General features: G+C 61.9%; 21 protein-coding genes. 12 read left to right on the top strand and 9 right to left on the bottom strand.

Annotated elements, in window-relative coordinates; genetic code table 11:
* Positions 1–24 precede the first annotated feature (24 nt).
* Positions 25–1647, bottom strand: coding sequence for an MFS transporter (locus tag NTD89_RS01675; protein ID WP_262206237.1), 1623 nt, complete (start codon positions 1645–1647; stop codon positions 25–27).
* 102 nt (positions 1648–1749) lie between these two features.
* The gene (locus tag NTD89_RS01670) at positions 1750–3396 is read right to left on the bottom strand and encodes a GMC family oxidoreductase (RefSeq protein WP_262206236.1); all 1647 of its coding nucleotides are present in this window, start codon (positions 3394–3396) and stop codon (positions 1750–1752) included.
* 155 nt (positions 3397–3551) lie between these two features.
* Here NTD89_RS01670 and NTD89_RS01665 point away from each other — a divergent pair, with 155 nt between their 5' ends.
* On the top strand, positions 3552–4445 hold the full coding sequence (locus tag NTD89_RS01665; protein WP_145163415.1) for a LysR family transcriptional regulator: 894 nt from the start codon (positions 3552–3554) through the stop codon (positions 4443–4445).
* Between the two features lie 179 nt (positions 4446–4624).
* On the opposite strand, the gene NTD89_RS01660 is transcribed toward NTD89_RS01665, so the two are convergent.
* From NTD89_RS01660 to NTD89_RS01645, 4 genes are all read right to left on the bottom strand, one after another.
* Positions 4625–6484, bottom strand: a complete 1860-nt coding sequence (locus NTD89_RS01660; RefSeq protein ID WP_262206235.1) for a DUF3857 domain-containing transglutaminase family protein — start codon at positions 6482–6484, stop codon at positions 4625–4627.
* A 147-nt stretch (positions 6485–6631) separates the two neighbouring features.
* Positions 6632–7732, bottom strand: coding sequence for a DNA alkylation repair protein (locus NTD89_RS01655; protein ID WP_262206234.1), 1101 nt, complete (start codon positions 7730–7732; stop codon positions 6632–6634).
* Between the two features lie 16 nt (positions 7733–7748).
* Complete coding sequence (locus NTD89_RS01650; protein WP_262206233.1) at positions 7749–9095, bottom strand: glutamine synthetase family protein; 1347 nt, start codon at positions 9093–9095, stop codon at positions 7749–7751.
* Positions 9096–9106: 11 nt separating this feature from the next.
* On the bottom strand, positions 9107–9664 hold the full coding sequence (locus tag NTD89_RS01645; RefSeq protein ID WP_242200801.1) for a helix-turn-helix domain-containing protein: 558 nt from the start codon (positions 9662–9664) through the stop codon (positions 9107–9109).
* Between NTD89_RS01645 and NTD89_RS01640 the strand changes: the two genes are divergently transcribed.
* The 3 genes from NTD89_RS01640 to NTD89_RS01630 all read left to right on the top strand — a co-directional run bounded on the left by NTD89_RS01640 (position 9663) and on the right by NTD89_RS01630 (position 11739).
* On the top strand, positions 9663–10070 hold the full coding sequence (locus NTD89_RS01640) for a nuclear transport factor 2 family protein (protein ID WP_262206232.1): 408 nt from the start codon (positions 9663–9665) through the stop codon (positions 10068–10070). The two genes, NTD89_RS01645 and NTD89_RS01640, sit on opposite strands and share 2 nt — an antisense overlap.
* Before the next feature lie 90 nt (positions 10071–10160).
* Complete coding sequence (locus tag NTD89_RS01635) at positions 10161–10469, top strand: RcnB family protein (protein WP_106579940.1); 309 nt, start codon at positions 10161–10163, stop codon at positions 10467–10469.
* Positions 10470–10545: 76 nt separating this feature from the next.
* Complete coding sequence (locus NTD89_RS01630; protein WP_262206231.1) at positions 10546–11739, top strand: MFS transporter; 1194 nt, start codon at positions 10546–10548, stop codon at positions 11737–11739.
* Here the strand turns inward: NTD89_RS01630 and NTD89_RS01625 are convergent.
* From NTD89_RS01625 to NTD89_RS01615, 3 genes are all read right to left on the bottom strand, one after another.
* Positions 11702–11974, bottom strand: a complete 273-nt coding sequence (locus tag NTD89_RS01625; RefSeq protein ID WP_145163427.1) for a DUF1652 domain-containing protein — start codon at positions 11972–11974, stop codon at positions 11702–11704. The genes NTD89_RS01630 and NTD89_RS01625 overlap by 38 nt on opposite strands.
* Before the next feature lie 14 nt (positions 11975–11988).
* Entirely contained in the window at positions 11989–12240 is a 252-nt protein-coding gene (locus tag NTD89_RS01620; RefSeq protein ID WP_242200796.1) for a CsbD family protein, read from the bottom strand.
* 131 nt (positions 12241–12371) lie between these two features.
* Positions 12372–13868 (bottom strand): PAS domain S-box protein, encoded by a 1497-nt coding sequence (locus NTD89_RS01615; RefSeq protein ID WP_145163431.1) that lies wholly within the window; start codon positions 13866–13868, stop codon positions 12372–12374.
* A 172-nt stretch (positions 13869–14040) separates the two neighbouring features.
* Between NTD89_RS01615 and NTD89_RS01610 the strand changes: the two genes are divergently transcribed.
* The 8 genes from NTD89_RS01610 to NTD89_RS01575 all read left to right on the top strand — a co-directional run bounded on the left by NTD89_RS01610 (position 14041) and on the right by NTD89_RS01575 (position 24388).
* Positions 14041–15009: a hypothetical protein gene (locus NTD89_RS01610; protein WP_106579945.1), complete on the top strand. Its 969-nt coding sequence runs from the start codon at positions 14041–14043 to the stop codon at positions 15007–15009.
* A gap of 42 nt (positions 15010–15051) precedes the next feature.
* Positions 15052–15255 (top strand): hypothetical protein, encoded by a 204-nt coding sequence (locus NTD89_RS01605; RefSeq protein ID WP_242201039.1) that lies wholly within the window; start codon positions 15052–15054, stop codon positions 15253–15255.
* The gene (locus NTD89_RS01600) at positions 15200–15328 is read left to right on the top strand and encodes an AraC family transcriptional regulator (RefSeq protein WP_262206301.1); all 129 of its coding nucleotides are present in this window, start codon (positions 15200–15202) and stop codon (positions 15326–15328) included. Before NTD89_RS01605 ends, NTD89_RS01600 begins: the two co-directional genes overlap by 56 nt.
* 324 nt (positions 15329–15652) lie before the next feature.
* Positions 15653–16273, top strand: a complete 621-nt coding sequence (locus NTD89_RS01595; protein WP_262206229.1) for a hypothetical protein — start codon at positions 15653–15655, stop codon at positions 16271–16273.
* Positions 16274–16419: 146 nt separating this feature from the next.
* A complete protein-coding gene (locus tag NTD89_RS01590) occupies positions 16420–22119 on the top strand; it encodes a membrane-targeted effector domain-containing toxin (RefSeq protein ID WP_262206228.1) in 5700 nt (1899 codons plus the stop codon).
* Between the two features lie 120 nt (positions 22120–22239).
* Positions 22240–22584: an FKBP-type peptidyl-prolyl cis-trans isomerase gene (locus tag NTD89_RS01585; RefSeq protein ID WP_262206227.1), complete on the top strand. Its 345-nt coding sequence runs from the start codon at positions 22240–22242 to the stop codon at positions 22582–22584.
* A 12-nt stretch (positions 22585–22596) separates the two neighbouring features.
* Positions 22597–23199: a GNAT family N-acetyltransferase gene (locus NTD89_RS01580; RefSeq protein WP_262206226.1), complete on the top strand. Its 603-nt coding sequence runs from the start codon at positions 22597–22599 to the stop codon at positions 23197–23199.
* A 472-nt stretch (positions 23200–23671) separates the two neighbouring features.
* Complete coding sequence (locus NTD89_RS01575; protein ID WP_119735498.1) at positions 23672–24388, top strand: MgtC/SapB family protein; 717 nt, start codon at positions 23672–23674, stop codon at positions 24386–24388.
* Positions 24389–24582 lie beyond the last annotated feature (194 nt).

Below are 24582 nucleotides of genomic sequence, written 5' to 3'. Positions count from 1 at the left end.
AAGGGGTCTTAGGCGTCTTGAAGATCAGTTGTTATTGATGTCCACGTTTCGGGTTTCTTTGAGGCAGAACAACCCCACGATCAGACTCACGCCAGTCACCACCACCGGGTACCACAGGCCATAGAAAATGTCGCCGGTGTACACCACCAGGGCAAATGACACAGTCGGCAGGAAGCCGCCAAACCAGCCGTTACCGATGTGATAGGGCAGCGACATCGAGGTGTAGCGGATACGCGTCGGGAACAGTTCCACCATCAACGCTGCCAATGGGCCGTAGCACATGGCGGCGATCAGGATCAGCACCACGATCAGCACCACCACCATGACCTTGTTGACCTGAGCCACATCCGCCGAAGACGGGTAGCCGGCGAGTGTCACCGCACCGCGCAGGGCCGCTTCGTCGAAACCGTCGATGCGCACGTCACCCACGCTTACCTGCACCGGGCTGCCGACCGGGGCCGCAGAACTGCTGTACGGCAAGCCTTGCTTGACCAGGAAGGTCTTGACCTTGTCGCACGGGCTGTCAAAGCGCGCCTTGCCCACCGGGTCGAACTGAAAGGTGCACGTGGCCGGGTCGGCCAGCACGGTAATCGGCGCCTGATGGCTGGCCTGGTCCATCGCCGGGTTGGTGTAATGCGCCAGGCCCTTGAAGATCGGGAAGTACAGTGCGGTAGCCAGCAGCAGACCGAGCATCAGCACCGGTTTGCGCCCGATTTTGTCCGACAGCCAGCCAAACAGAATAAAGAACGGCGCGCCGATCACCACGCTGATAATCAGCAGCATGTTGGCCAGCGCCGGGTCCATTTTCAGGAATTGGGTGAGGAAGAACAGCACATAGAACTGCGCCGCGTAGAACGTCACTGCTTGCCCGCCGTTGATGCTGAACAGCGCGATCAGCACCACCTTGAGGTTTTCCCATTTGCCGAACGACTCGCGGATCGGCGACTTGCTGGCCTTGCCTTCCTCTTTCATTTTCAAAAACGCCGGCGACTCGTGCAGGCTCATGCGGATCCAGGTGGAAATGCCCAGCAGCACGATGGAAAACAGGAACGGAATCCGCCAGCCCCACACTTCAAACTGGTCGCCGGTGAAGTAACGGCAAGCCAGCACCACCAGCAGCGACAGCAGCAGGCCGAGGGTGGCGGTGGATTGAATCCAGCTGGTGTGCAGGCCGCGTTTGCCGGCCGGCGCGTGCTCGGCCACATAGGTGGCTGCGCCGCCGTACTCACCGCCCAACGCCAGGCCTTGCAACATGCGCAGCACGATCAGGATGACCGGCGCGGCAATGCCGATGCTGGCGTAGGTCGGCAGCAGCCCGACACAAAATGTGGCCACCCCCATCAGGATGATGGTGACGAGAAAGGTGTACTTGCGCCCGATCATGTCACCCAGGCGACCAAACACCAGCGCGCCGAACGGCCGCACCACGAAGCCGGCCGCAAAGGCCATCAAGGCAAAGATGAACGCGGTGGTGTCATTGACGCCGGCAAAGAACTGTTTGCTGATCACGGCCGCCAGAGCGCCGTAGAGGAAGAAGTCATACCACTCGAACACCGTCCCCAGAGACGAGGCGAAGATGACTTTTCTTGATTCGCTGCCGGTGCTCGTACGAACGGCCGAGCCCAGGGGTTGAGCATGTTCTGACATCGGGTAACCCTCACAGTGATTATTTATTGTTGTTCCACTGTCGGCGCCAACCTCGGCGCCGGTTGTCTCTGTGCAGGCGCCGGCCAGCCGGACGCCTGCAGGTCACGCGGGTGTGGTCATTTCTCTTTCCGGGGCAAGATTCCTTGTGTTCGGCGAAAGGATCAACTGCGCAGCCTTCTCCGCAATCATCAGTGTAGGTGAGCAGGTGTTACCCGACGTGATGCGTGGCATCACTGAGGCATCGGCGATGCGCAAACCCGGCACGCCATGTACGCGCAGTTGGGCATCGACCACGGCGTCTTTGTCGCTGCCCATGCGGCAGGTGCCTACCGGATGGAAAATCGTCGTGCCGATACGCGCGGCGGCTTCGTGCAGTTCCGCTTCGGTCTGCAATGCATCGCCGGGCAAGTATTCCACCGGCTTGAACTGGCTCAAGGCTGGCGCGGCGACGATGCGGCGGGTCAGGCGAATCGCGTCGGCGGCCACGCGCAAATCCTGCGGATGGCTGAGGTAGTTGGGCCGAATCAACGGCGCATCTGCCGGGTTGGCCGAACGGATGTCGATACGGCCGCGGCTTTGCGGGCGCAGGTCGCAGACCGAAGCGGTAAACGCCGGGAACGCATGCAAGGGTTCGCCAAAACGCTCCAGTGACAGCGGCTGCACATGGTATTCAAGGTTGGCCGAGGTCTGTTCCGGGCCGGAGCGGGCAAACGCGCCGAGCTGGCTGGGCGCCATCGACAGCGGGCCGCTGCGGTCATACAGGTAGCGCAGGCCCATGCCCATTTTGCCCAACAGGGTGCCCGCGATCTGGTTCAGGGTGCGCGCGTTTTCCAGTTTGTAGATCAGGCGCAGTTGCAGGTGATCCTGCAGGTTGCCGCCCACGCCGGGCAGTTCATGTACCACGTCGATGCCCAATGGTTTGAGCACATTGGAAGGGCCGATCCCCGAGCGTTGCAGGATGCCCGGCGAGCCCACGGAGCCTGCGCACAGCACGATTTCCTTGCGCGCTTTCCAGCTCATCTGCTGGCCGTTCTGACGCCCTAGCACCTGGGAGGCTCGGCCGTTTTCCAGCACCACGCGGTCCACTTCGACCTCGGTCAGCACGGTGAGATTGGGCCGCTGGCGGATCGGCTTGAGAAACGCCTTGGCCGCATTCCAGCGCACGCCGGCCTTCTGATTGACCTGGAAGTAGCCGCAGCCCTCGTTATCGCCCCGGTTGAAATCGCTGATCGGCGCGATGCCGCTTTGCGCCGCAGCATCGCGAAAGGCATCCAGGATCGGCCAGTGCAGGCGCTGTTGCTCAACGCGCCACTCACCGCCGTCGCTGTGAAATTCCGAACCGCCGGCGAAGTGGTTTTCGCTTTGCTTGAACAGTGGCAGCACATCTTTCCAGGCCCAGCCCGGGTTGCCCTCGGCGGCCCAGCCGTCGTAATCCTGGGCCTGACCGCGCATGTAGATCATGCCGTTGATCGACGAGCAGCCGCCCAGCACCTTGCCGCGCGGGTAACTCAACGCACGGCCTTGCAGGCCTTCCTGGGCTTCGGTCTTGAAGCACCAGTCGGTGCGCGGGTTACCGATGCAGAACAGGTAGCCGACGGGAATATGGATCCAGGGGTAATTGTCGCGGCCGCCAGCTTCGAGCAGCAGCACGCGGTGGGCGGGGTTGGCGGACAGTCGATTGGCCAGCAGGCAGCCTGCGGGGCCGGCGCCTACTACCACGTAATCGTATTCAGCAGCTGCAATGGGCATCTGAGGTCTCGCTTGTTTTTCTTATTGGCTCCATCCTAGTTGTTAGTTTTCGTCTTAAAAATGTTAGTTTTTACCCAGCTGCTGTGCGTTTTTAAACAGTGCCTATAGCCACTGCGATGAGCGCAGCTGCTGACTGTCCACGCAAGGGAGGCGATATGTTCGACTGGAATGACCTGCGGTTTTTTCTCGAATTACAACGCAGCGGCCGCTTGCTCACCGCCGCCCAGCGCCTGAAAACCACGCACGCCACTGTCGCCCGGCATATCGAGGCCATCGAAAAGAGCCTGGGGACTGCGCTTTTTGTGCAGCACGCGCAGGGCTACGAGCTGACGCCGTCCGGTGAAGCCTTGCTCAAACACGCCGAGGCCATGGAAAACGTCGCGTTGCTGGCCGAAGACGAACTCACCCATTCCGCTGCGCCCCTGGGCAAGATCCGCCTCGGCGTGGCCGAAGGGTTGGGCGTGATGTTTCTTGCCAGCCGCATGGGTGGGCTGTTTGACCGCTACCCAGGTTTGGAAGTCGAACTGGTGGCCGTGCCGCGCTTCGTCAGCATTCTCAACCGGGAAGCGGAAATCAGCATTCACCTCGAACGCCCCAGCGTCGACCAGCTTGTCACGCGCAAACTCACCGACTACCGCCTCGCGCTGTACGCCAGCCGCGCGTATCTGGACCGCAACCCGCCGATTGAAAAGCGCGAAGACCTCGCCGTGCATGCATGGATCGATTACGTCGATGACCTGCTGTTCAGCCAGGAACTCAAATTTCTCAGCAGCTTCTGTCGCAACCCCAAAGTGGTGTTCCACAGCACCAGCGTGATCGCCCAGCACCAGGCGGCGCGCTCGGGGTTGGGCATCGCTGTGTTGCCGTGCTTTATGGCGGCGGGTGACCCGGACCTGGTGGCGCTGCTGCCGGCGGAGGGCATTCAGCGCAGCTACTGGATCAGCTCGCGCCGGGAGCTGCACAAGTCAGTGCGGCTGCGGGTGTTGTGGGATTACGTGGTGGAGTTGTGCGCAAGGGAGCAGGGGTTGCTGCTCGGCGAATCCAGCTGAAGAAACCGGATCAGCCTGCAACACGGCATCCCTCAGATGGCATGAAATCCAAATGTGGGCGCTGGCTTGCCTGCGATGCAGACGCCTCGGTAGATCAGGCATAACCAGTTGCTGCCATCGCAGGCAAGCCAGCTCCCACACAAGCCAGCTCCCACATTGGATTTGCGTTGACGCTGCCTTCAGAGCTTCACCACCTGATGCACCTGCTCGGCACACGCCCGCGCCTCGTCAATCATTTTGCCAAACGCTTCGCTGGCGACCTCGGCGTGAGTCAGCCAACGCGTTTTCTGGCTCAGGCGATAGTGATACCTCAGCCCGTCGTCCGTACGCTTGCCGTCCAGGTCCAGGTCGTACCAAGGCGAGCGCACCTGGCAGCCGGGGATGGCTTTTTCCATCTTGCCGCCGGTCAGCGTGAAGCTGTAGTCGTAGGTCTGCGGGTTGCCCAGGTACAGGTCGGCCTGTTGATGGTGACGGCGGTAGTTGATGAAGCCATCCCAGCGCCCTTTGAGTGACTCATCGGTATAGACGTAGTCATTCGCGAGTTTTTCCAGGGCATGCTGGTCGTTCAGCGTGGCGCGGACGGTGTAGCCGTCGTGCACCACAAAGGTCGTGGGTTGGCGGGTGATCTGGCAGTCGCTGATCTCGTTGCCAAAATGCGCGCAGAGGTTCTGGTCGGTGGCGGTGGTGCCTTGTTGGCGGTCAGCCACGCTCATTTGCATCAGCGGCAGGCGGCCGAAGGTGATGGTCGCCTGGGTGGCACCATTGCCCTGTTTGTCAAAGTGGACCTGTTTGTCCAGACGCAGGGTGGTTTCGGGGCGCTCCAGCGGGATCTGTTCTTCGCGCACCTGGCCCTGAGCGTTATTGACCAGCACCCAGCGGTCCTGGATGTCGGGCAAGGTCTGGCCTGGGGCAAACACCGGGTTGGTCGGGTCGAGCCACCAGACCTGGCCGTCTACTTCGGCGCGCACGATCGCGTGGTTCGGTGCGTTGGTGCCGGGGATCAACAAGGCGTACGCCACGTCGCCGCGGCTGACCCAGGCGGTTTCAGCCTTGATGCCGCTGGCCTTGAGCATCGCCGTCAGCAGGATCGCGAGGTCTTTGCAATCGCCATAACCGTGCTGCTCGATTTCCGCCAGGTTGAACGGCACGTAGCCACGCTCTGTCGCGCGCCAGTCGCCCAGGTAGCGGTAGTGATCGTTGATGTGCTGCATCAGCGCGGCGACCTGTTCCGCCGGCGCCAGGCCGCTGGCCGCGGCCACAGCGGCGGCGGCTTGCGCAGGCAGCCTGGCGGCAAGTATCTGGTTGTAGCGCTGGGCGAAATCACCGAAGTACGCCTGGCGGTCCACAGTGCTGCCCACTTCCAGGCGCGGAATGCGCTGTAGCGCAGCGCTGGACGATTCGTTGATGTAGTTGAGGTAGGTCGGGGCTTTTTGCACCACGTCCAACGTCTTGCCATTGGCCGACGGGGTTACGGTGAAACCGTCGAACAGCTCACTGCGCCACTGGATCGGCCGTTCGGCGGTAAAGCGCGCCTTGACGTGGTCGCGACGGAACGCGCTGGGGCCGAAGGTGAGGGCATAGTGAAACTGACTCACCAGCGGCTTGGCGGCGCGATGTTCGCGCACGGTGTAGCGAATCTGTGTGCCCACGCGCAGGTTCGGGAAGGCCAGGGAGGTCTGCTTGTCGCGGCTGAAACCCTGGTCCGGGTTGGGCGCGGTGCGGGTGTCGATTTGTGCGGCGTCCAGTGCGACCGGCTTGGCGCCAGGCTGGGTGGACTGGGCGCTGATGACCTCGAAGGTGTCGCCTTCGGAGTAATCGAAGTCAATGCGCGAGAGCATTTCGCGGCCGTTGGGTGTGAGGATCGTGTAGTGCTGGGTGGTGGTGCAGTCGGTGCTGGCGTCGCGGTTGAAGTGGCAATGCAGCTCGGTGTCACTGGCCAGCGGGGCTTCGGCCATGGGTTGCAGGGCGGCGTTAACAGAATGGGTAACCAGCCCCAGGCTGATGACAATCAAAGAGCGGTGAAACGGAAAACGGTGCATTGGCGCCTCGGGTGACACATTGAAACAACTGCCCAACGGGCAGTGAGAAGGCGCCGGATGATAATGGATCGCAACAACAAAAACCAGGATTGTTCGACAATTTATCTGGCTGAAAGGCCCGTGCTAGAGCCTTTTGCTTGATTTGAGTCAAGGCTTTCGCAGTTCAAACTCCGCGCTGCCGAGCTGCTCGCCGTTGACCAGCACACGCACCCGATGCGTGCCCGGGTAGTGCTTGCGCGTGGTCAGTTCACGAATAGGGTGTTCGCGCCGAATGCTGTGGTGTTCGCCCGCGCCCAAGGTGAATGCCTTGAGCTTGAACACCTTGGCCGCACTGTGGCCGGCGCTTTTTACGTAGTCGATGGCGTAATCCACCACCAGTTTTTGTGGGGCGGCCGCAGTGGATTCGAGGCTGAATGACAGCGTGATCCGTTCCCCCAGGTTGATCACGGCTGGCGTGACGGCCAGGTGATGCATCTTTACCTCGGCCTTGGCCCCGGCGCCGATGATCGTCAGTGCGCGGGTGTTGCCTTGCTTGATCAGGTTGCGTAAGGCGTGGCGGGCGATCCAGGCGGTGTGCGGGTTGTCCAGGTTCCAGCCTTCGATCAGGCCGAGTACCCATTCCGGATGGTCCTTGGTGATGTCGTTGAGGTGGTTGGCCACCGACTTGCGCACGTACAGGCTGCTGTCGGCGTTGAGGTTGTCGAGGATCGGCGCGCACAGTTCGGGGTTGGCCTGCACCTCGGCCAGGCGAAAAGACCACGGCAGGCGAGGGCGCGAGCCTTCGCTGGCCAGGCGGCGCACGTGTTCGTTGGCATCCAGCGACCATTGCTGCATGACCGCCAGGGTGCGCTGGAAGTCGTTCAGCAAGAAAGGGCGGATGGCAAATTCGGCAGAGCCAAAAGTGGTGAAGTATTTCAGCGCGGCCATGGACCGCCTGAAGTCACCCTGGCCGTAAGTTGCCACGTAGTGCGGCAGGCACAGGCAGACAAACGCGCTGTTCAGGCGCGGAGCAAGGGCGTAAAGCAGCTTGAGCGTTTGCGCGTAATCCAGCGCGATCACGGCGTGCAGGCTTTCGCTGACCCGCGCCATGCGCTGCATCACCGACAACTCGGCAAGCCCGGCACTGGCGTGCTTGAGAAAACCCTTGGCGTCGAACGCCGGGTACACCGCCGACATCTCGCGGGCGATGTGCTGCAGGCGTTCGGCGTTGAAGATTTCCTTGAGGGCTGGCGCGCTTTGCTCGGGCATCGGTGGTTCCTGGGGGTTAGAGAAACCAGCGGTATTCCCGCGCGTTGATCTCGTGTTGAAAAGCCAGATGGTCCTGGCGTTTGTTCTCGCAATACACGTCGACAAATTCTGCGCCGAGCTTATCGCGCACCACCGGCTGATGTTGCATGGCGCGCACGGCGTCGAGCATCTCAAGGGGAAATTCGGTGCCGCTGAGGCGGTCTTCGTTCAAGGGCGCGATGGGTTCCTGCCTGGCTTCAAGGCCATGCTCAAGCCCTGCCAGGATCGCCGCCAGAACCAGATACGGGTTGGCATCCGCACTGGCCAGGCGGTGCTCGATGCGCAGGTTGCGCGGGTCTGACTCGGGAATGCGCACGCACGCATCGCGGTCTTCAAAGCCCCAGCTGGCACGGGTCGCTGCGTTGACGGTGCCACCCAGGCGGCGGAAGGCGTTGTGGTTGGGCGAGAAGATCGGCATGCAGTGCGGCAGCAATTCCAGGCACCCGGCCACGGCATGGCGCAGCGGTTGTTGCTGGTGCGCGGCGAGCAGATTATTGCCCGCCGCGTCGTAGAGGCTGACATGCACATGCATGCCGCTGCCGGGAAATTGCAGGTAAGGCTTGGCCATGAAGCTGGCACGGTAACCGTGCTTGAGCGCCACGCCACGCGTGCTGCGGCAGAACAGGGCGGCCCAGTCGGCGGCGCGCAGGCCGTCATCGAGGTGGCCGAAATTGATTTCGAACTGGCCCGGGCCGATTTCGGCGGTGATCACCGTGATGTCGATGCCCTGGTCCTTGGCGGTTTGCGCCATGTCGTCGAGCACCTCGCTGAAGCGCGACAGCCGCTCGATATGCAAGTTGGGCTGGTCATCGGCGTCCTCGCTCAGCGGGTCGCGGGCGAATTGCGGCAGGCCGTTGTCGAGTTTTTTGTCGAACAGGTAGAACTCCAATTCGAAGGCCACCACCGGATGAATGCCCTTGTGCTGCAGGCGTTCGAGCACCTTGGCCAGCACTTCGCGCGGTTCGAACTCGATCGGCGCCTCGGTGCCGTCCGAGGTGATCAGCATCTGCCCCAGCGGCTGCGACTCCCAACTCACCGGCTTGAGCGTGCCTGGCACCAGACGGCGGTTGGCGTCCGGATCGCCGTCGTGAAAGCAATAATCACCAATCTTGAACAGCCCGCCCTGCGCACCGAGCAGCACGGCGTTTTGCGGCAGCTTCAGCGGGCTGCCGGCGGCGACCTTTTCCAGCATGTCCACCGGGTAGCGCTTGCCGTAGAAATGCCCCGGAATGTCCAGGGCGATCAGGTCGACGTAACGCACCTCGGGGTGGTTCTGGCGAAAGCTCCGTACTTCGGCCAGCAACGTGGAAGACTGGTTTTTCACAGGTGTTGCTCCTAGTTGTAAACCCACAGCACGCGGGCGGGCAGGTCAGTCAGGTTGGCGTAACGGCAATGGGCGAAACTGGCCAGGTGGAAGCTGTCGCCAGCGCCAAGGGTGACCGAGTCCGGCTCGCCTTCCACCCACAGCGTCAACTCGCCCTCCAGCACAAAACCGGCCTGCTCGGCGCGGTCGCTCATGGTGTGTTCACCGCTGTTGGCACCGGGCGCGAGCAGGCTGTCGAGCATCGAAAAGGCGCCGTTCATGCTCGGCGAGACCAGAATGTCGGTGATGCCGTTGGCGTAATACACCGTGCGCCGCTCGTTGGGGCGCGTGACCCAGTCCACCGCCTTGGGTTTGGGCAGGCTGTAGAAGTAGGTGGTGGGCACATCGAGGGCGTGGCTGATGGCGGTCAAGTCCGCCACGGTGGGGCGCGACAGGCCGCGCTCGACCTGTGACAGGAAACCCACCGAGCGCTCGATTTTTTGCGCAAGTTGCGCCAGGGTGAGTTTCTTGTGTTTGCGCAGGTCGTGGATCAGCGCGGCCAGGGTGGCGAGTTCTTGTTGTTGGGTCATGAAATTTATGTCGAGAAATTTCATGAAAAATTACAGGATTAATTTCATGGGGGCAAGGCTGATGGATCTTGAAGCGCATCTGTTTTCGTTAGAGCAGGCGCTGCAGCAGAGCACTACACGCAGCGATGCCGCGCAGCTTGAACGTTTGCTGGCGGATGACTTTGTCGAATTTGGCGCCAGTGGCAATGTCTGGGGCAGTAAGGCCGAAGTGATTGCCGGGTTGCAGGATGAGGCTTTCAGTGCGCGCCGCATGACGGAGTTTGCGGTGAAAGCACTCAGTGACGGGGTGGCGCTGGTGACTTATCGCGGTTACCGCGAAGGCGTCGGGGAGTCGTTGCGCAGTTCAGTGTGGCGGCAGGAAGAAGGGCAGTGGCGGATGGTGTTCCATCAAGGCACGCCGGTGTAACCCCTCGCTACAAGGATTGAAGGCGGGCTGAATGATTCCGCGCGCCCGCGGTCCGAACCTGGGTACGCATCATTCATTGAAGGAGCACCCATGAAGTCCAAAACCCTAGCTGCTTGCCTGTTGCTGACCGCGGGCCTGTCCACCGCCAGCTTTGTCGTGCAGGCCGGTGATACCCCGCAGGAAACGGTGAAGCCTTCGAGCATCAACGCACGCGATTTGAAAGAAGGCGACCGCGCCCCGGACATGCTGATGCGCAAGGAGTCGGCGGTCAGCGACTGGAAGAAACGCGGCCTCAAGCAACCCGAAGAAGACAGCCAATGGGCCCGCGTGGGTGACAAGTTCGTGCTGCTCAAAACCACCAACGGCACGATTCTCGAGATCACGCCCGTCAAGAAATGACCGGTCTTTTTTGCCTGCTCTTGCGTTAAGGTAACCGACCCTACAGGTCGCGTTACCTCAAACGGATGAGAGCAGGATGCTTGCCACCATAAGAAACTACCCGCGCACCGTTAACCTGTTGCTGTCCGCCACGTTACTGCTGACGTTGGCCAAGGCCATTACCTTTCCCTACCTGGTGATTTACCTCACCCGTCACTTCGGCCTCGACATCACTCATGTCGGGTTGGTGATCGGCAGTTCGCTGATTGTCGGCTCATTGCTCAGCGTGTATGGCGGCTTTCTGGTGGACCGCGTGAACAGCTACAGGCTGCTGTTGGGCTTGAGCGCGCTGTTTGTGCTGGGGTTTATCGGCACCGTCGTGGCTCAGGGCATCTGGCTGTTCTACAGCTGCCTGATCCTGATCAACCTGGCCTATGCCGTCATCGACATCGCCATCAAGGCCGGCTTCGCCAGCTTGCTGCCCGAAGACGCGCGCAGCGAAGTGTTTTCCATCAAGTACACCCTGACCAATATCGGCTATGCCGTCGGCCCGTTTTTTGGCGCAATGGTGGCCAAGGTGGATATCAGCTTGCCTTTCGTCCTCTCGGCGCTGCTGGGCCTGGGGTTTTTCCTGCTGTACTGGCGCTGGGGTGATCGCAGCCTGGCCAGCGTCGATGCCACGCACAAACCGCTGGCGTTTCTCGCCGTCGGCCGCGTGCTGCTCAGCGACCATCGCCTGGTGTGTTTCACCTTGGGTGGCGTGCTCAGTGCAGTGGTGTTCGGTCAGTTCACGGCGTATCTGTCGCAGTACCTGGTGACAACCACCACCGCGCAATATACCTACACCGTGATCAGCGCCGTGCTCACCACCAACGCCGTCCTGGTGATTGCCTTGCAGTATGTGATTGGCCGGCGCATCTCGCACCGACACCTGAGCCAGTGGCTGATCGCTGGCCTGGGCATGTTTATGCTGGGTGTGATTGGGTTTGCCTTGGCCACCAGCGTGCTGTGGTGGGTGCTGGCGATGGCGGTATTTACCGTGGGGGAGATCATCGTGTTTCCGGCCGAGTACATGTTTATCGACCGAATTGCCCCTGACCACCTGCGCGGCATGTATTACGGGGCGCAGAACCTGTCCAACCTGGGGGCCGCGCTGGGGCCGGTGTTGTGTGGGCTGGTGTTGGCCAGCCTACCGGCCCACTACATGTTTTACATGCTGGGGGCGTTTACCGTCGGTGGCGGGGTGTTCTATTTCATGGGTGCGTCGCTAAAGGCAAATCATCCAACGTAAGCTTGCCGACGTTGTTGCTTTGCAATTCGTAGCGCAACTCTTCCACCATCTTTTCCACTTCCTGCGGGGTCTGCAGCCGGTTGGTGCTGATCCCGGTCACCACCAGGTCGACCCGGCCGGTTTGGGCGTCGAACACCTTGAGGGTCAATGAAGCGTCCCGGCACAAGGTGAACTCGCAGGTCAGCGGCGACAGGCCTTCTTCGATGCAATTACGCAATTGAGAAAGGGTGAACATCTTGCTCAGGCTCCTCAACGACGGCGCAGCAACAGGCCTACCAGCAGGCCTGCACCGGCGACAACGGCGACGGTAGCCAGCGGTTTATTGCGGGCGAAATCACTGACTGTATCCAGCGCGTCGCCATAGGTCTGCTGCAGTTGCCCGGCGGCCTGGCGCGCAACGCCTTCGGCTTGCAAGTGCTCATCACCGGTCAGGTCGCCAAGAAAACCCTGGGCCTTGCCTGCAACTTTCTCGACGGCGCCTTTGACTTGTTCGCTTTTCATAGTGCATTCCTTCAAGAGATCAAACCAATACGGCACGGGACTCATAGCCCTGTGCCCACCCTTCAAGGTTAAGCACCTCGTTATGCGCAAATAAGGCGAATTTGCACCGGTCGTACTAGTGCATTTGCACTTTATTTTTTGCTTTTTACCCGTAATTCCCCGGCAAACAGCCCGCGTTCACGGGCCCAGACGATCGCCGCACTGCGGCTATGCACCCCAAGCTTGGAGTACACCGTGGCCACATGGTTACGCACGGTGTTCGGCGCCAGTTTCAGGCGCGAGGCAATCTCCTTGTCGGCCAGGCCTTCGCAGATCAAACCCAGCACATCGCGTTCACGGGCCGTCAGGTCGGTGAAGGCCACGTTCGGCAAATTGGGGCTGTTGACGCTCTTGGCGTTGGCCAGTTTCTCGATCAGCGTCTGGCTGAACCAGGAGGCGTCCTGCATCACTTCCTCGATGGCCGCCACCAACTCCAGCTCTGAGCGTTTGCGTTCGGTGATGTTCATCATCACCAGCAAATAGCACGGCACATCCTGGATCAGCACGGTGTCGGCGGAGACCACACAATCGATCACCTCGCTGCCTTTTTTGCGCACCTTGAGGTCCAGGCCGTCGAGGTTGCCGGCTTTTTCCAGCGTCGCAAACAGTTGCGCGCCTGCCTGGGGACTGTCGATGAAGTGAATCTCGTCGATGGTCTTGCCGATCAGCTCTTCACTGGTGTAGCCCGTGATGTTCATGAACGCTTCGTTGATATCCACCACCTGCCGGTTGGCGGCGCTGCACACCAGGGTCGGCACCGGCGTCAGACGGAACGATTTGGCAAAGCGCTCCTCGCTCTGGCGCAGGGCAATTTCCGCCTTGCGCCTTGGCTCCAGGTCGGTGAAGGAAAACAGCATGCAGTCTTCCTCGTTCATGTCCAGCGGCTGGCCCGCGACGATCACCAGCTTGCTGCCGCCTTCGGGCAGGCGCAGCTCGGCCTGCATCTGCGGGATGGTTGCACCTTCGCCCAGGCGCTGGACGGCCAGGTCCTTGCGCTCGGCCTGCTCCAGCACGTCCAGTTCATACACCGAGCGACCGATGACCTGATCGCGGCTGTAGCCGGTCATTTCCAGAAAACCCTGGTTGACCTTGATATAGCGCAGGTCGCTCAAGCGGCAGATCACGGCGGGCGCCGGGTTGGCGTTGAAGGTTTTTTCGAAGCGCTGCTCGGCGCTGGCCCACTCGGTGGCGTCGCTGAGGATCAGCACCAGCAGCTCGGGTTCGCCCTGAGTGTCGGTCAGCACCAGGCTGCGCAAGCGGTGCACCCAGCTGCGGTTTTCGTCGGCGGCGGGGGTGACTTCTACCACCACATCGCTGAACTCTTCACCGGCGGCCACGCGGCTGAGCGGGTAGCTCTCCAGCGGCAGCGGATGGTTGTTGCGATAGCGCAGCGCGAACCGCTTGGCGTATTGCGCAGTATTGACCCCCAACGCCTCGACCTCGCTGACCCCGTGCATGGTCAACGCCGCTTCGTTGGCCCAGAGGATGGTCTGGTCAACCTCGGCCAGGATCACGCCGTCGGACAGTCCAGAGATGATCTGCTGCAATTGGCGGCGGTTGGTTTCTTTGGCAAGAACGTCCTGGGTCATGGTCTCTCCGGGGTATGGGCGCATGGCAATTACGACACTTGGGCTCGAGGATAGTGCAGAGAAATTGCCCGGCGCGGGGTGCGAATGCACCAGAAGGCCTGGTGCATTTGCGCGAGGACGGCCGTCCCTGCGCTCGCCAGACTAAAACGGTCAACCACTCAAAGGATTAATCATGACCACTGTCTATGAAACCAATCGTTCACCGTTTCGCGTGTCCTGGAGCTCTGTGCTGGCCGGTAGTGCAATTGCCCTGGTGACCTACCTGGTGCTCAGCGTGCTGGGCACGGCCATCGGCGCGAGCGCGGTCGACCCGATGCAAGCCGGTAACCCGTTGCGTGGCTTCGGCACGGGCGCCGGGATCTGGCTGTTCGTGTCGACGCTGGTCGCCATTGCCGTCGGTGCGTTTGTGGCGGGGCGTACCGCGCCGGATCGCGGCGGCTTGCATGGCGTGCTGACCTGGACGCTGACCACGCTCTTCACCACCTGGCTGCTGGCGGCGCTGGCCTCAAGCGTGGTGGGCACGGCAGGCAATGTTGTCGGCAAAGGCCTGTCGGCTGCCGGCAGCGGCATCGCCGCCGCAGCGCCAGGCATCAGCGACAGCGTCAAGCAGCAGCTGGACGAGCAGGGCATCCACCTGGATTGGAACAGCCTGCAAGGCCAACTCGACACCTTGCTCAAGCAAAGTGGCAAGCCTGAACTGGACCCGGCCAACGTCGAGCAGAAAACCGACCAGGCTGCCGCCGATGGCAAGCAGACGGCCACGGATGCCGCGACCAACCCGGCCCAGGCCGGTGATCAGCTCAAGCAATGGTTCGAGCGCGTGAAAGCCTCCGGTGAACCTGCGTTGAATGCGGCGGATAAAGACGCGCTGGTCAACATCGTTGCGGCCCGTACCGGCAAGAGCAAAGAGCAAGCCACGCAAATCGTCGACAACTATGCGCAGGCTTATCAGCAAGCCATGCAAAAGGTCGATGAGCTCAAGCAACAGGCCGAGCAGAAGGCCCGTGAAGCAGGCGAAGTCGCCGCCAAACAGCTCTCGCGTGCAGCCTGGAGCACCCTGGCCATGCTGCTGTTGGGCGCGGCACTGAGCTTCTTCGTCGGCCGCACGGCGTTGACCACACGCCGCGTACCTTTGGCTTAACCGTGTCAGCGGCAGGGACGCCGCCTTCCACTGACACCAAACATGCGAGTGTCAGCGCTCCATTCCCGTGCAGTGCCTGAGCATGGCGTGTTGGGCTTCAAGGACGAAGACAGCGGGCGCAGCACGTCGGTGCTCGACCGCCAGTTCGTGTGCGTGCCGCCGCAACGCAGCCATTCCTCCTCGTCACTCACTGCTGCGGCATACGCGCACGTCGGTTCTGGAGATCGCCAACAGCGTCGGCTATGAATCACCGTCGCACCTGGCCCATGTGTTTCAGTGTGTGCTGGGTAGGTCGCCGGATGAGTGGCGGCGCTGCTGACATGCCTGGGTCACACTCGCCCCCACAGTTGATTGGGTTCCTTCAGTTCGATTGCCAATCTTTCATGGCCCGATTCCGCGCATGATCCGGCCGTCGCAGATTTCCCTGCGGTTTCGCCGGGACGCGGCGGGGCAGGTTCAAGGGGGCTGGCTGGGTGGGTCGGTGGGATTTGCCGAGGCGCATTTGTGAACATTCGCGACGACATCACTGCTGTGGGCCAGGTGTAGTCCGCTCCCACAGGTTAAAGGGCGAAGCCGATAACCTATGTGCCTGAATGAATGCGTAAAATAGCGGCCTTTTACGCGAATCACGCAAAGGTGCCCCTTGAGCGCAGGCAAAGCCGTCGGACTGTTACTCCTCACCTCAATGCTGGCGGCGTGCGGCACCTCGCCGCCACGCACGCCGAATGACCTGTGCGGCATCTTCCGCGAAAAGGACGACTGGTACGACGCCGCCAAAGTCACGCAAAAGCGTTGGGGTGTGCCGATCCAGGTGCCGTTCGCGATCATGTACCAGGAGTCCGGTTTCCATCAGGACGCCCTGGCGCCGCGCAAATACCTGTTGTGGATCATCCCCTGGGGCCGCGTCTCTACTGCCGCCGGCTATGCCCAGGCCAAGGATGAAGTGTGGAACGACTACCGCAAAAGCACGGGCCGCAGCGGCGCCAGTCGCCAGGACTTCGACGACGCTATCGATTTTGTCGGTTGGTACATGGACAAGACCTACACCATCAACGGCGTGTACAAATACGACGCCTACGGCCAGTACCTGAACTATCACGAAGGCTGGGGCGGTTACCGCCAGCGCACTTACGCCGCCAAAGCCTGGCTGCCGCCGGTGGCCAGCAAAGTGCAGGCGCGCTCGCAGATGTATGCGGCGCAATATGCAGGCTGCAAGGATGATTTGGGGCGGGGCTTCTGGAGCCGGTTCTGGCATTGGCTGTAAAGCACGCCGCGGCCCTGCCACTCAGATAAGGTTCAACGATATCGCCGTGGCGCGGGAACACGCGCCCTCGCCACTATCTATCTAACACCGCGCGTACCGGCCGTTCTCCATGCTGATGCCTCTTTCATCGCATGGAGCCACGACCAATGAGCACCGCCATTTCTGCCACACCCGTTCCTTCTTTCAGCGAGATCAAGGGTTACCTCAACCAGATCGGCCACCACGTGTTCGAGCAGCCGGCGCCGCTGTTGCCCGAGCAACCTGTCGGCGCCGAGCAGGCGTATTTGCAGCGTATGCACCGCATGCTACGAAGCCACTGCGAGGCGCTCGCCGCCACGCTGCGTGCGCTGTATCAGCCCTTGGAAACCGCCGACCTGCAGCATGCCGACGGCAAGGCATTGCTGGCGCGTCTGCGGCGCGAGTTGAACGCTCAAGTGCAAGCGATGCAAGGGCACAGCGTGATCAACGGCAAGGGGCTGCGCAGTTTCCTCAGCAACGAGGCGGGCATTACCGCGTTGGAACAGGAGGCACAGCGTGACCTCAACGACCGGCTGCTGCACCCGGAGATGGCGCGCCAGATCACGCAAATCTCGCTGGGTCCGGCGTTTCGTCCCGGCCTGTATGCGCTGACTTTTACCTACCAGGCGCGGCGCATTGAGTTCGCCGGGGCGTTTGTGCTGACCACGCTCAAGCATCCGCGCGTGAACACGCTGACCGGCGGCGAATCGGTGGGCAGCGTGCTGATGTTCAACCCGCTGCGCGGGATCGAATCCTTCAACTCGCTGGAAGAACTCGACCGTTACCTGCTGAACGCCATGGACAACGCGGCGTGGCGCAGCGAAATCATGGCGTTGCTGCCCAGACGCTACCAAGCCCTGGGCCCGGCCGGCATCTGGCCGCTGGCGCTGGAACCGATCGACGCTGAGCCGCTGTTCGAGCACACGGTTGACGCGTTGACGGCCAAGCGTGAGCAGGATATCGACTGGGCGCTCGACCTGGTGGGGAACCCGGGGCGCACGGCACGCGAGGTGGTCGCTGACCTTGATCTGGCGATCCAGACGACGCTGCCCGACCTCGGCCCGTGCCTGGCATTGCACGCCCAGCGCTTGCTTGACCGCTGCTTGCGCTACAGCGCCCCGGATTGGTATCGCAGCGCCAATACTGCGCAACGAACCCTGCTGGCCCAATTGCTGGCCAGCTATAACCAGGCGCGCGCGACGATGCTCGACCTGCTGGGCCCGGCCGCCACGCCGTCGGCGCTGGCGCGTTATCAGGTGGTCGAGCACTTGGCCGACGAGCTGCAAATCCACGACCTGGACCCCGATCTGCTGCAGGTCAGCACCGGGCGTAGCGTAGCGGGTGTGGGCGACTACGAGCAGCAACAAAGCCTGACCCTGCTGGCCTTGCGCGGGTTGCACAAGGGCGATGAGGCGCCGGGGTCGGACTTCCTGACCAGAACCACGCTGACCTATGACCAGACGCCGCTGGATGCTGAGTATCAGGACCTGACGCCGGCCTACCTGGCGAGCTTGCTGGGCCGCCTGCAACCGCGCCTGGCATTTGCCACGGTGCTAAAAGAAAGCCACAGCAGCCCGGTGGTCAAGCAGGCGATCGAATCGATGTTCGACCACCGGCTCAACGCCCTGGCGTACACGGCAGTGTTGCAACACCATTTGAGCGAGGCCGACTACGCATTGATTCAAGCTCTGCGTGAGGGCCGCGGCGAAAACCTCAGCGCCGCTACCGTGTCGCTGCATGAGGCACAGCTCAATGGGTTGTGGCTGCTGCGTCAGACGGACGCCAAGGGTGAAGTCAAACGCCTGTTGCTGTGCACGCCCGAGGCCCCCAGCGCGACGCAGTTCCAGGCGTTTGACACCGAGGCCAGCTGCAAGGCGCACCTGCTTGGCTGGTGCACTCAGCCCGCCATGAAGGGGTATGTCCTCAGTACACTGTCGCTGCGTTTTCGCCCCGCCATGCAACGGATTCTCACGGGCCTGAGCCTCAAACCGCATGCACAGGAGTACCACGAGGTCAGGTTCACCTTTGTTGCCGATTACGCCGCCGGTCTCAAAGCCCTGGCGCAACACATGCTGGCTACGATGGGCGACGATCTCACGTTCGCCACGCCGCTGTGGTTCAGTTCGGCCAGCCAGGCGCAGCGCCAGACGCTCACCGGCCTGGCGCAGGACACCGAGGGCGCCTTGCGCACTTACCATGCCGATCCGCACGGCCAGGCGCTGTTCCCGACCTTTGCGAGCTTTGTGCATGAACAGGCCAAAATTCGCCTGAACGCGCTGCTCGGGCGTGCCGCGCAGGACGTCGACCCCAACACGGTCCACGTCCATTACCCCCAGGCGTTTCCCGGGCTTACGACGCCGGACTCCGTCACGTACACCCGATTGTTGCGCGACGGTTATCACGACAGCGTAGGGTTTTTGGACCCCAAGTTTGAAACCTCGGCGACCTTTATCGGCCCAGCCGGCGTCGACCTCAGCCGCTTGACGCCTGAAGCGGTGTCGCGCTCGGTGCGGGGCGTGTGGATCGGCCAGCGCTATGTCGACCACGTGCGCAACACCCTGCAAAGCCCCAGCAGCCCCGGCTATGTGTTCCGACGTAACGCAACGCTGGCCATCAGCCAATTGCAGATGCGCAACGCTGCCCTCGAATCACGCTTGCAAGGCCACATCTCCCAGGCTGACCTGGACTGGCTGGACACCTGCCTGCAGAGCCTGGGCAATACCTCCGACCAGGTGCGCGAAAGTTACCAGGTGCACCGGCTGTTTGTGGACGGCGAATGGGTGATCGACACCTTCCTGTTCAAGCGCGGGCATGACCCGGTGCTGCTCTACACGCCGAATGCGCCGGATGGCGTCACCTTTCGCCACGCGCGGCTGTTCAACTATGTGTTGAAACACGTGGATGGCATGGTCGGTTACCTCGCCGAGCGGGTGGGCGCGCAGGCAAAGGCCCGCGTGCATGGGTTTCTGGAGAACGCCAGAAAGCAACTGCCGCAGACCCTAAACCGCAGCCATCCCAGCCCTGGCCGGTATGACCCGATCAGTCGCGAGACGGTAGTGCTCAACCTGCGCCAGGCGCTGTACGACGCCAAGCTGCAGCGCAAGATAGACGACGTCGAGGCAACCTCCGTCAACCGTGCGCACATGATCATGGACCTGGTGTGGAGCGTTATCGAACCCCTCGTTGCCATCGCCACCGCGCCTTACCCGGTGCTGAGCCTGAGCCTGGGCATGTCGCTGGCTTTCAAGGATGGGATGCTCGCCCTGCACGCGTACAACCAGGGGCAGATGGGTGAAGCCTTCGGGCACTACCTTGGCTACCTGCTCAATAGCGCCGGCGCGGTATTCACTGATTTGCGCCCGGCGCTGATCAGCCCGTTGGGCAAGCCGATACGTCCGCTGCTGCATACCGCGCCGCAGGAACAAGCGTTGTCGTTGATCAAACAACTGGAGGCGCCAACGCCGGCCTTCGATGATCTGCAAGCGGTGATGTTCCAAGGCCAGGCGTTATGGACCCGCAAAACGCCCGACGCTCTGGGGCGTTTCCTGCTGCTCAGGCAGGATGCTGCAACCGGGAAATTGCAGTCCACCGGCCGGCTGGTCCATCGTAATACTCAAGGCCAGTGGATGCGTGCCGGTGTTGCGGGTGGCGCACCCAAATATGAAAAACTGCCCGTCGCCGTCAGCCCGCTGGAGCGTTACGAAACCCCGCAGGCGTTGTTGAAAGACCTGGAGCATGTGGTGACCCCTGGCGCCGTGGAGGCGGCCTTCGCGCGCATCGCCGACCCGTATGGCGAGCAGATCGCCAGGGACATCATGGGCAAGCAGCTGTTCCACCTGCGCGCGCCGTATGGCACGGCAGTGGACAACCTGACCCGTGACGCCAACGCTTACTTTGATGCCTTGGCCCCGATTGTTCCCCGGGCCGATGTACTGAGTGTTGAGCCTGACGCCCTGCATGAAGTCATCCTGCAAAAACTGCTCAGTGAAAGCAAAGGGCTGGTGATCGGCGCGAGCGTGGATTCGATTGCCAGCAAGCAGTTCCTGATCGACACCCTGCAAGCCTTGCACGACCACGGCGTGCGGCGTCTGTACATCGAGTACCTGCCCGCCGATGTGTTTCGGGCCAAGCTGGAAACACGCCACGCCGCCAAGGCGTCGAAGAGCATCGACACGCACCTCAAGAGCGTCGATAAAGCGTTGGGCATGCCCAAGGACAGCGCCTATTCCTATCAGGCGCTGGTGCAGGCGGCGTCTGACCACGGCATCGAGGTGAAGGCGCTGGATGCGTCCACCTCCTACTATCTGGACGATGCATTGGCGGGGGGCACCACCTCGGTGCTCACGCCTCGCGAGAACCGTCTGCGCAACTTCTACTCCCACAAGGTGATCGCCGCCGACGTGGCGGCCAACCCTGACGACGCTTGGGTGGCGCTGGTGGATCACCGACGCATGAATACCCATGAGCAAGTCCCCGGCCTGGCCGACCTGCACGGCGCCGTGAGCCTGCGTGTCGAGGATGTCAGCGTCGGCACGCCGGTCGGGGTGTGGAAAGACACGCCCGGCTCGATTCCCGACGATGCGTTGGCCAAGGCTGATTTCAAGATCACCCTGCAGACCGCTTACACCCAACCCCAGGCGCAGGCGTTGCCGCCCCCGGCGCAGCACCGCTACAGCGTGTTCGAAATGCCCTCTGCGCTGCGTGAAGCATTGCGCACGCTGAAAGATTCGCCAAAGGGTCTGGATTCGCGGTATTTCCCCGGCAACCCGGCGCTTCGACCGGCCTACACGGCCTTCCAGCGGACTCGCGAACGTCTCGACGCGGCGGCCGGCGCGCATTTCAAAGACCACGTGCCACCCGCTGCGCCGCCGCAGCCACAGCTGTCGCCCGGCCTCACCGCGCGTGAGTTCTTCGAGCGCGCCTATGCCCATTCAAACGGGGTATTGATCGGCGAGGCGCACAGCATGCAATCGAGCAAGGCGCTGTTGATCAAGGAACTGAAGACCATGAAGGTCAAGACGCTCTATGTTGAGCACCTGCTGACGGACCTGCATCAGGCGGACCTTGATGCCTTGTACCAAGGCAGTCCGATGTCCAAGGCGCTCAAGGACTATCTGCGGATACAGGACCGTGGGCACATGTTGGGCTATAAAGGGCCGCACACTTACACCGCGGTGATCGAAACTGCCGCCAAGTATAAGATTCGCGTGCGTGCGCTGGATTGCTTCGCCAGTTACTGCGTCGATGGCATGCCGGATAAAGGAACGTCGCGCACGGCGATGTTCAGCTATTTTGCCAATGAGGTCATCACCCAGGATCAAGCTGCACATGGCCCGCATCGCTGGGTGGCGTTGATGGGCAACACCCACACCGACACGTTCCTGGGCGTGCCTGGCCTGGCAAGGTTGCAGGGCGCCATCAGCCTGCATGTCAACGATGTGGCGCCCGGCCAGCCTGTTGGCTTGCGGGCGGGAAAATGGGAGGCGGCCAACAGGCCCCTGCGCCCTGATGAATGGGTGGCCATGCGCAGTGACTTTGCCCTTGATGTGGCGGTGGCCGGCCGCAAGCCGCCGGAGGCGTTCAAGCCCGCCGACCGCTCACGCCTCACGCACGCCGGGCATTTTTTGATCGAGCGCCCGGCGCCCGACCAGACGCTGCTGGTGCATCGTTCGCGCAGCGGCGACATTGTCACCACGCCGATTCAAGTGGACGAGCGCGGGCACTTCTTTATTGATCGGTGGGAGCCGCTCCAGCACGAGCGCTATCTTTATCAATTTCATTTGATCGAGGCGCTGCAACTCCACATGGGCTTGCGCCCGGCGCCTTGAATGGCTGCGAGCGGGCAGGGGGGCATTGCTGTCCGCACTCCGTTGGGCCGTGCGCAGGTGCTTGCCAAACGCCGGTGATTCTGGGAAAACGCCCACCTTCTGGTATTCAACGAGCATCCCATGAGCAACCAAGACCTTCAGATCACTGACATCCGCGTGGGCGACGGTAAAACCGTGGTCAAGGGCGCACTGATCACCACTCAATACACCGGCACCCTGGAAGACGGTACGGTGTTCGATTCGTCCTGGGAACGCGGCAAGCCGTTTCAGTGTGTGATCGGCACCGGGCGCGTGATCAAAGGCTGGGACCAGGGCTTGATGGGCATGCGCGTCGGCGGTGTACGCACATTGTGTGTACCGGCGCACCTGGCGTATGGCGAGCGTTCGATGGGCGCGCACATCAAACCCAACAGCAACCTGCGCTTTGAAATCGAGTTGCTGGAAGTGCTGACGCGCGATGACTGAAGGAAAGTGAACATGGACGTTGATGTTGGGGCGTTGCCGGGCTGCTCCGTCGCGGGCATCCGGGTGGTTGGGTTGCATGGCAGCGATGCGGCTGAGCTGCAGCATTTTTTCGAACAGGCGCCGGCCTATTTCATCGCGGTCAATGGCGAGCCGGCCGGGCCGACTGAAGCGCGCGAAGAACTGCAGGGCTATTTGCCGGCAGGGTGGCGCTGCAGCCGGATGTACTGGCTGGGTTACCGCGATGCGCAGGATCAGTTGGTCGCTGTGGTGAACATTGCCGCGGATTTGCTCGCTGCCGGGGTTTGGCATATCGGATTGCTGCTGGTGCATACGCGTTTGCACGGCACCGGGCTTGCGCGACAGTTGCATGCCGATCTCGAATCCTGGGCTGCGAGCAAAGGCGCCCAATGGCTGCGGCTGACGGTGGTGGTCGGCAACACCAGGGCCGAGCGGTTCTGGCCCAAGCTTGGGTATGTGCCGGTGCGCACCCGCGAGGGAATTACGATGGGGCGGCAGGTGAATACGGTGTCGATTCAGCTCAAGGCGTTGGCGGGTGGGCGGATGGATGAGTACCTGGAAAAGGTCGAGCGTGATCGGCCGGGTACGCCGTCATAACCGATGTACATAGACCTGATCTGCAGTGACCATTTCCCTCCCACCTTTGATCGGGATGACGCCTCGAAAACGCTTCCTGAACTCGCGCTGAAGAAGCGGCCTGTTGGTCTTCGGTAAACTTTCCTACGGTTTACTCACGCGAAAACGCGGCGTAAACTCCGCGCGTTTTCATCAATAGCGGAGACCCTCAGTGGGTACTTGTTCGAGTGACAGTTGTCGGCCGGTTTCAGTAACCGGCACATCCTTGGCAAGATAACGCGCATTCTTCCTGTGCCGTTGTCTCGCCTGAAAAAAGCGAGAAGCGGCATCCCGGCAGCGGCCAGTCCTGGCACCTGCCTGCATCCCTCTCATCGACGCTGACCAGCACCTGAAAGCATTCAGGCTGCTACGGACGCGCCTGCCTTTTACGGTGGGCGGGCCAAGGGTATCTGTATCCGTCAGTTTGGCTGGCAATAAACAGGGAGGATTTCCTATGCAAGCAATCAACAACATCAACCTCAATTCTTTGGTCGATACTGTCGTCAGCCTCAGCGCGGCGTTTATCCTCGGTGGCTTGATCGGCTTCGAGCGTCAGTACCGCCAGCGTACGGCGGGTTTGCGCACCAATGTGCTGGTGGCCGTGGGCGCGGCGATTTTTGTCGACATGGCCAACCGGCTGGGCGGCGCGGAAGGCGCGGTTAGGGTGGTCGCGTACGTGGTCTCGGGCATCGGCTTTCTGGGGGCTGGCGTGATCATGCGCGAAGAGGGCAACGTGCGCGGGCTCAACACTGCCGCCACCCTGTGGGCCTCGGCAGCCGTGGGCGCTTGTGCGGGCGCCGACCTGATCCTCGAAGCGCTGCTGGGCACGCTGTTTGTACTGGCGGCCAACACGCTGCTGCGGCCGATCGTCAACAACATCAACCGCCAGCCTCTGGACGTGGTGTCGGCGGAGGTGACCAACATCCTCTATGTCATCGCGCGGCGCAGCCAGCAACAGGCGGTGATGGTGTTGCTCGAAGCCGAGCTGGCGCGCTGCAACTACCCGGCGAGCGACGTTGACGTCCGGCCGTTTGGCAGTGAAGAGGTGGAGATCGAGGCCACCCTGGTCGCGACCTCGGTAGACGGCGACGAACTGGATGCGCTGGTAGCGCGTATTTCCACATCTACCCTGGTGGTGCAGGCCTTCTGGAGCCCGAGCACCACTGATTAACCGGCGCGCCTCACGCATGACCAAGCGCTGGCTTGGTCATGTTTCGTGAGGAAAAGTCCTACATACGCTTGGGACTATCCCTTCGGATGAAACGTCATTTCGTTGCTAAGGTTGCGCGCTTGCAGCTAGCCGGCGGCATTGGTTTGGCTGTACGTGTTCGGCCGGTTTCAATCGAAGGGACCAGGAACAGCCTG

The organism is Pseudomonas sp. 14P_5.3_Bac1, from assembly GCF_025466135.1.
GTDB lineage: Bacteria > Pseudomonadota > Gammaproteobacteria > Pseudomonadales > Pseudomonadaceae > Aquipseudomonas.
This window is presented reverse-complemented; position numbering and strand designations above follow the sequence as displayed.

Bases quoted from the DNA above. Each gene is read 5' to 3' on its own strand.
- NTD89_RS01675 (WP_262206237.1), bottom strand. From the start codon at position 1,647: ATGTCAGAACATGCTCAACCCCTGGGCTCGGCCGTTCGTACGAGCACC.
- NTD89_RS01670 (WP_262206236.1), bottom strand. From the start codon at position 3,396: ATGCCCATTGCAGCTGCTGAATACGATTACGTGGTAGTAGGCGCCGGC.
- NTD89_RS01665 (WP_145163415.1), top strand. From the start codon at position 3,552: ATGTTCGACTGGAATGACCTGCGGTTTTTTCTCGAATTACAACGCAGC.
- NTD89_RS01660 (WP_262206235.1), bottom strand. From the start codon at position 6,484: ATGCACCGTTTTCCGTTTCACCGCTCTTTGATTGTCATCAGCCTGGGG.
- NTD89_RS01655 (WP_262206234.1), bottom strand. From the start codon at position 7,732: ATGCCCGAGCAAAGCGCGCCAGCCCTCAAGGAAATCTTCAACGCCGAA.
- NTD89_RS01640 (WP_262206232.1), top strand. From the start codon at position 9,663: ATGAAATTTATGTCGAGAAATTTCATGAAAAATTACAGGATTAATTTC.
- NTD89_RS01645 (WP_242200801.1), bottom strand. From the start codon at position 9,664: ATGACCCAACAACAAGAACTCGCCACCCTGGCCGCGCTGATCCACGAC.
- NTD89_RS01635 (WP_106579940.1), top strand. From the start codon at position 10,161: ATGAAGTCCAAAACCCTAGCTGCTTGCCTGTTGCTGACCGCGGGCCTG.
- NTD89_RS01630 (WP_262206231.1), top strand. From the start codon at position 10,546: ATGCTTGCCACCATAAGAAACTACCCGCGCACCGTTAACCTGTTGCTG.
- NTD89_RS01625 (WP_145163427.1), bottom strand. From the start codon at position 11,974: ATGTTCACCCTTTCTCAATTGCGTAATTGCATCGAAGAAGGCCTGTCG.
- NTD89_RS01620 (WP_242200796.1), bottom strand. From the start codon at position 12,240: ATGAAAAGCGAACAAGTCAAAGGCGCCGTCGAGAAAGTTGCAGGCAAG.
- NTD89_RS01615 (WP_145163431.1), bottom strand. From the start codon at position 13,868: ATGACCCAGGACGTTCTTGCCAAAGAAACCAACCGCCGCCAATTGCAG.
- NTD89_RS01610 (WP_106579945.1), top strand. From the start codon at position 14,041: ATGACCACTGTCTATGAAACCAATCGTTCACCGTTTCGCGTGTCCTGG.
- NTD89_RS01605 (WP_242201039.1), top strand. From the start codon at position 15,052: ATGCGAGTGTCAGCGCTCCATTCCCGTGCAGTGCCTGAGCATGGCGTG.
- NTD89_RS01590 (WP_262206228.1), top strand. From the start codon at position 16,420: ATGAGCACCGCCATTTCTGCCACACCCGTTCCTTCTTTCAGCGAGATC.
- NTD89_RS01585 (WP_262206227.1), top strand. From the start codon at position 22,240: ATGAGCAACCAAGACCTTCAGATCACTGACATCCGCGTGGGCGACGGT.
- NTD89_RS01580 (WP_262206226.1), top strand. From the start codon at position 22,597: ATGGACGTTGATGTTGGGGCGTTGCCGGGCTGCTCCGTCGCGGGCATC.
- NTD89_RS01575 (WP_119735498.1), top strand. From the start codon at position 23,672: ATGCAAGCAATCAACAACATCAACCTCAATTCTTTGGTCGATACTGTC.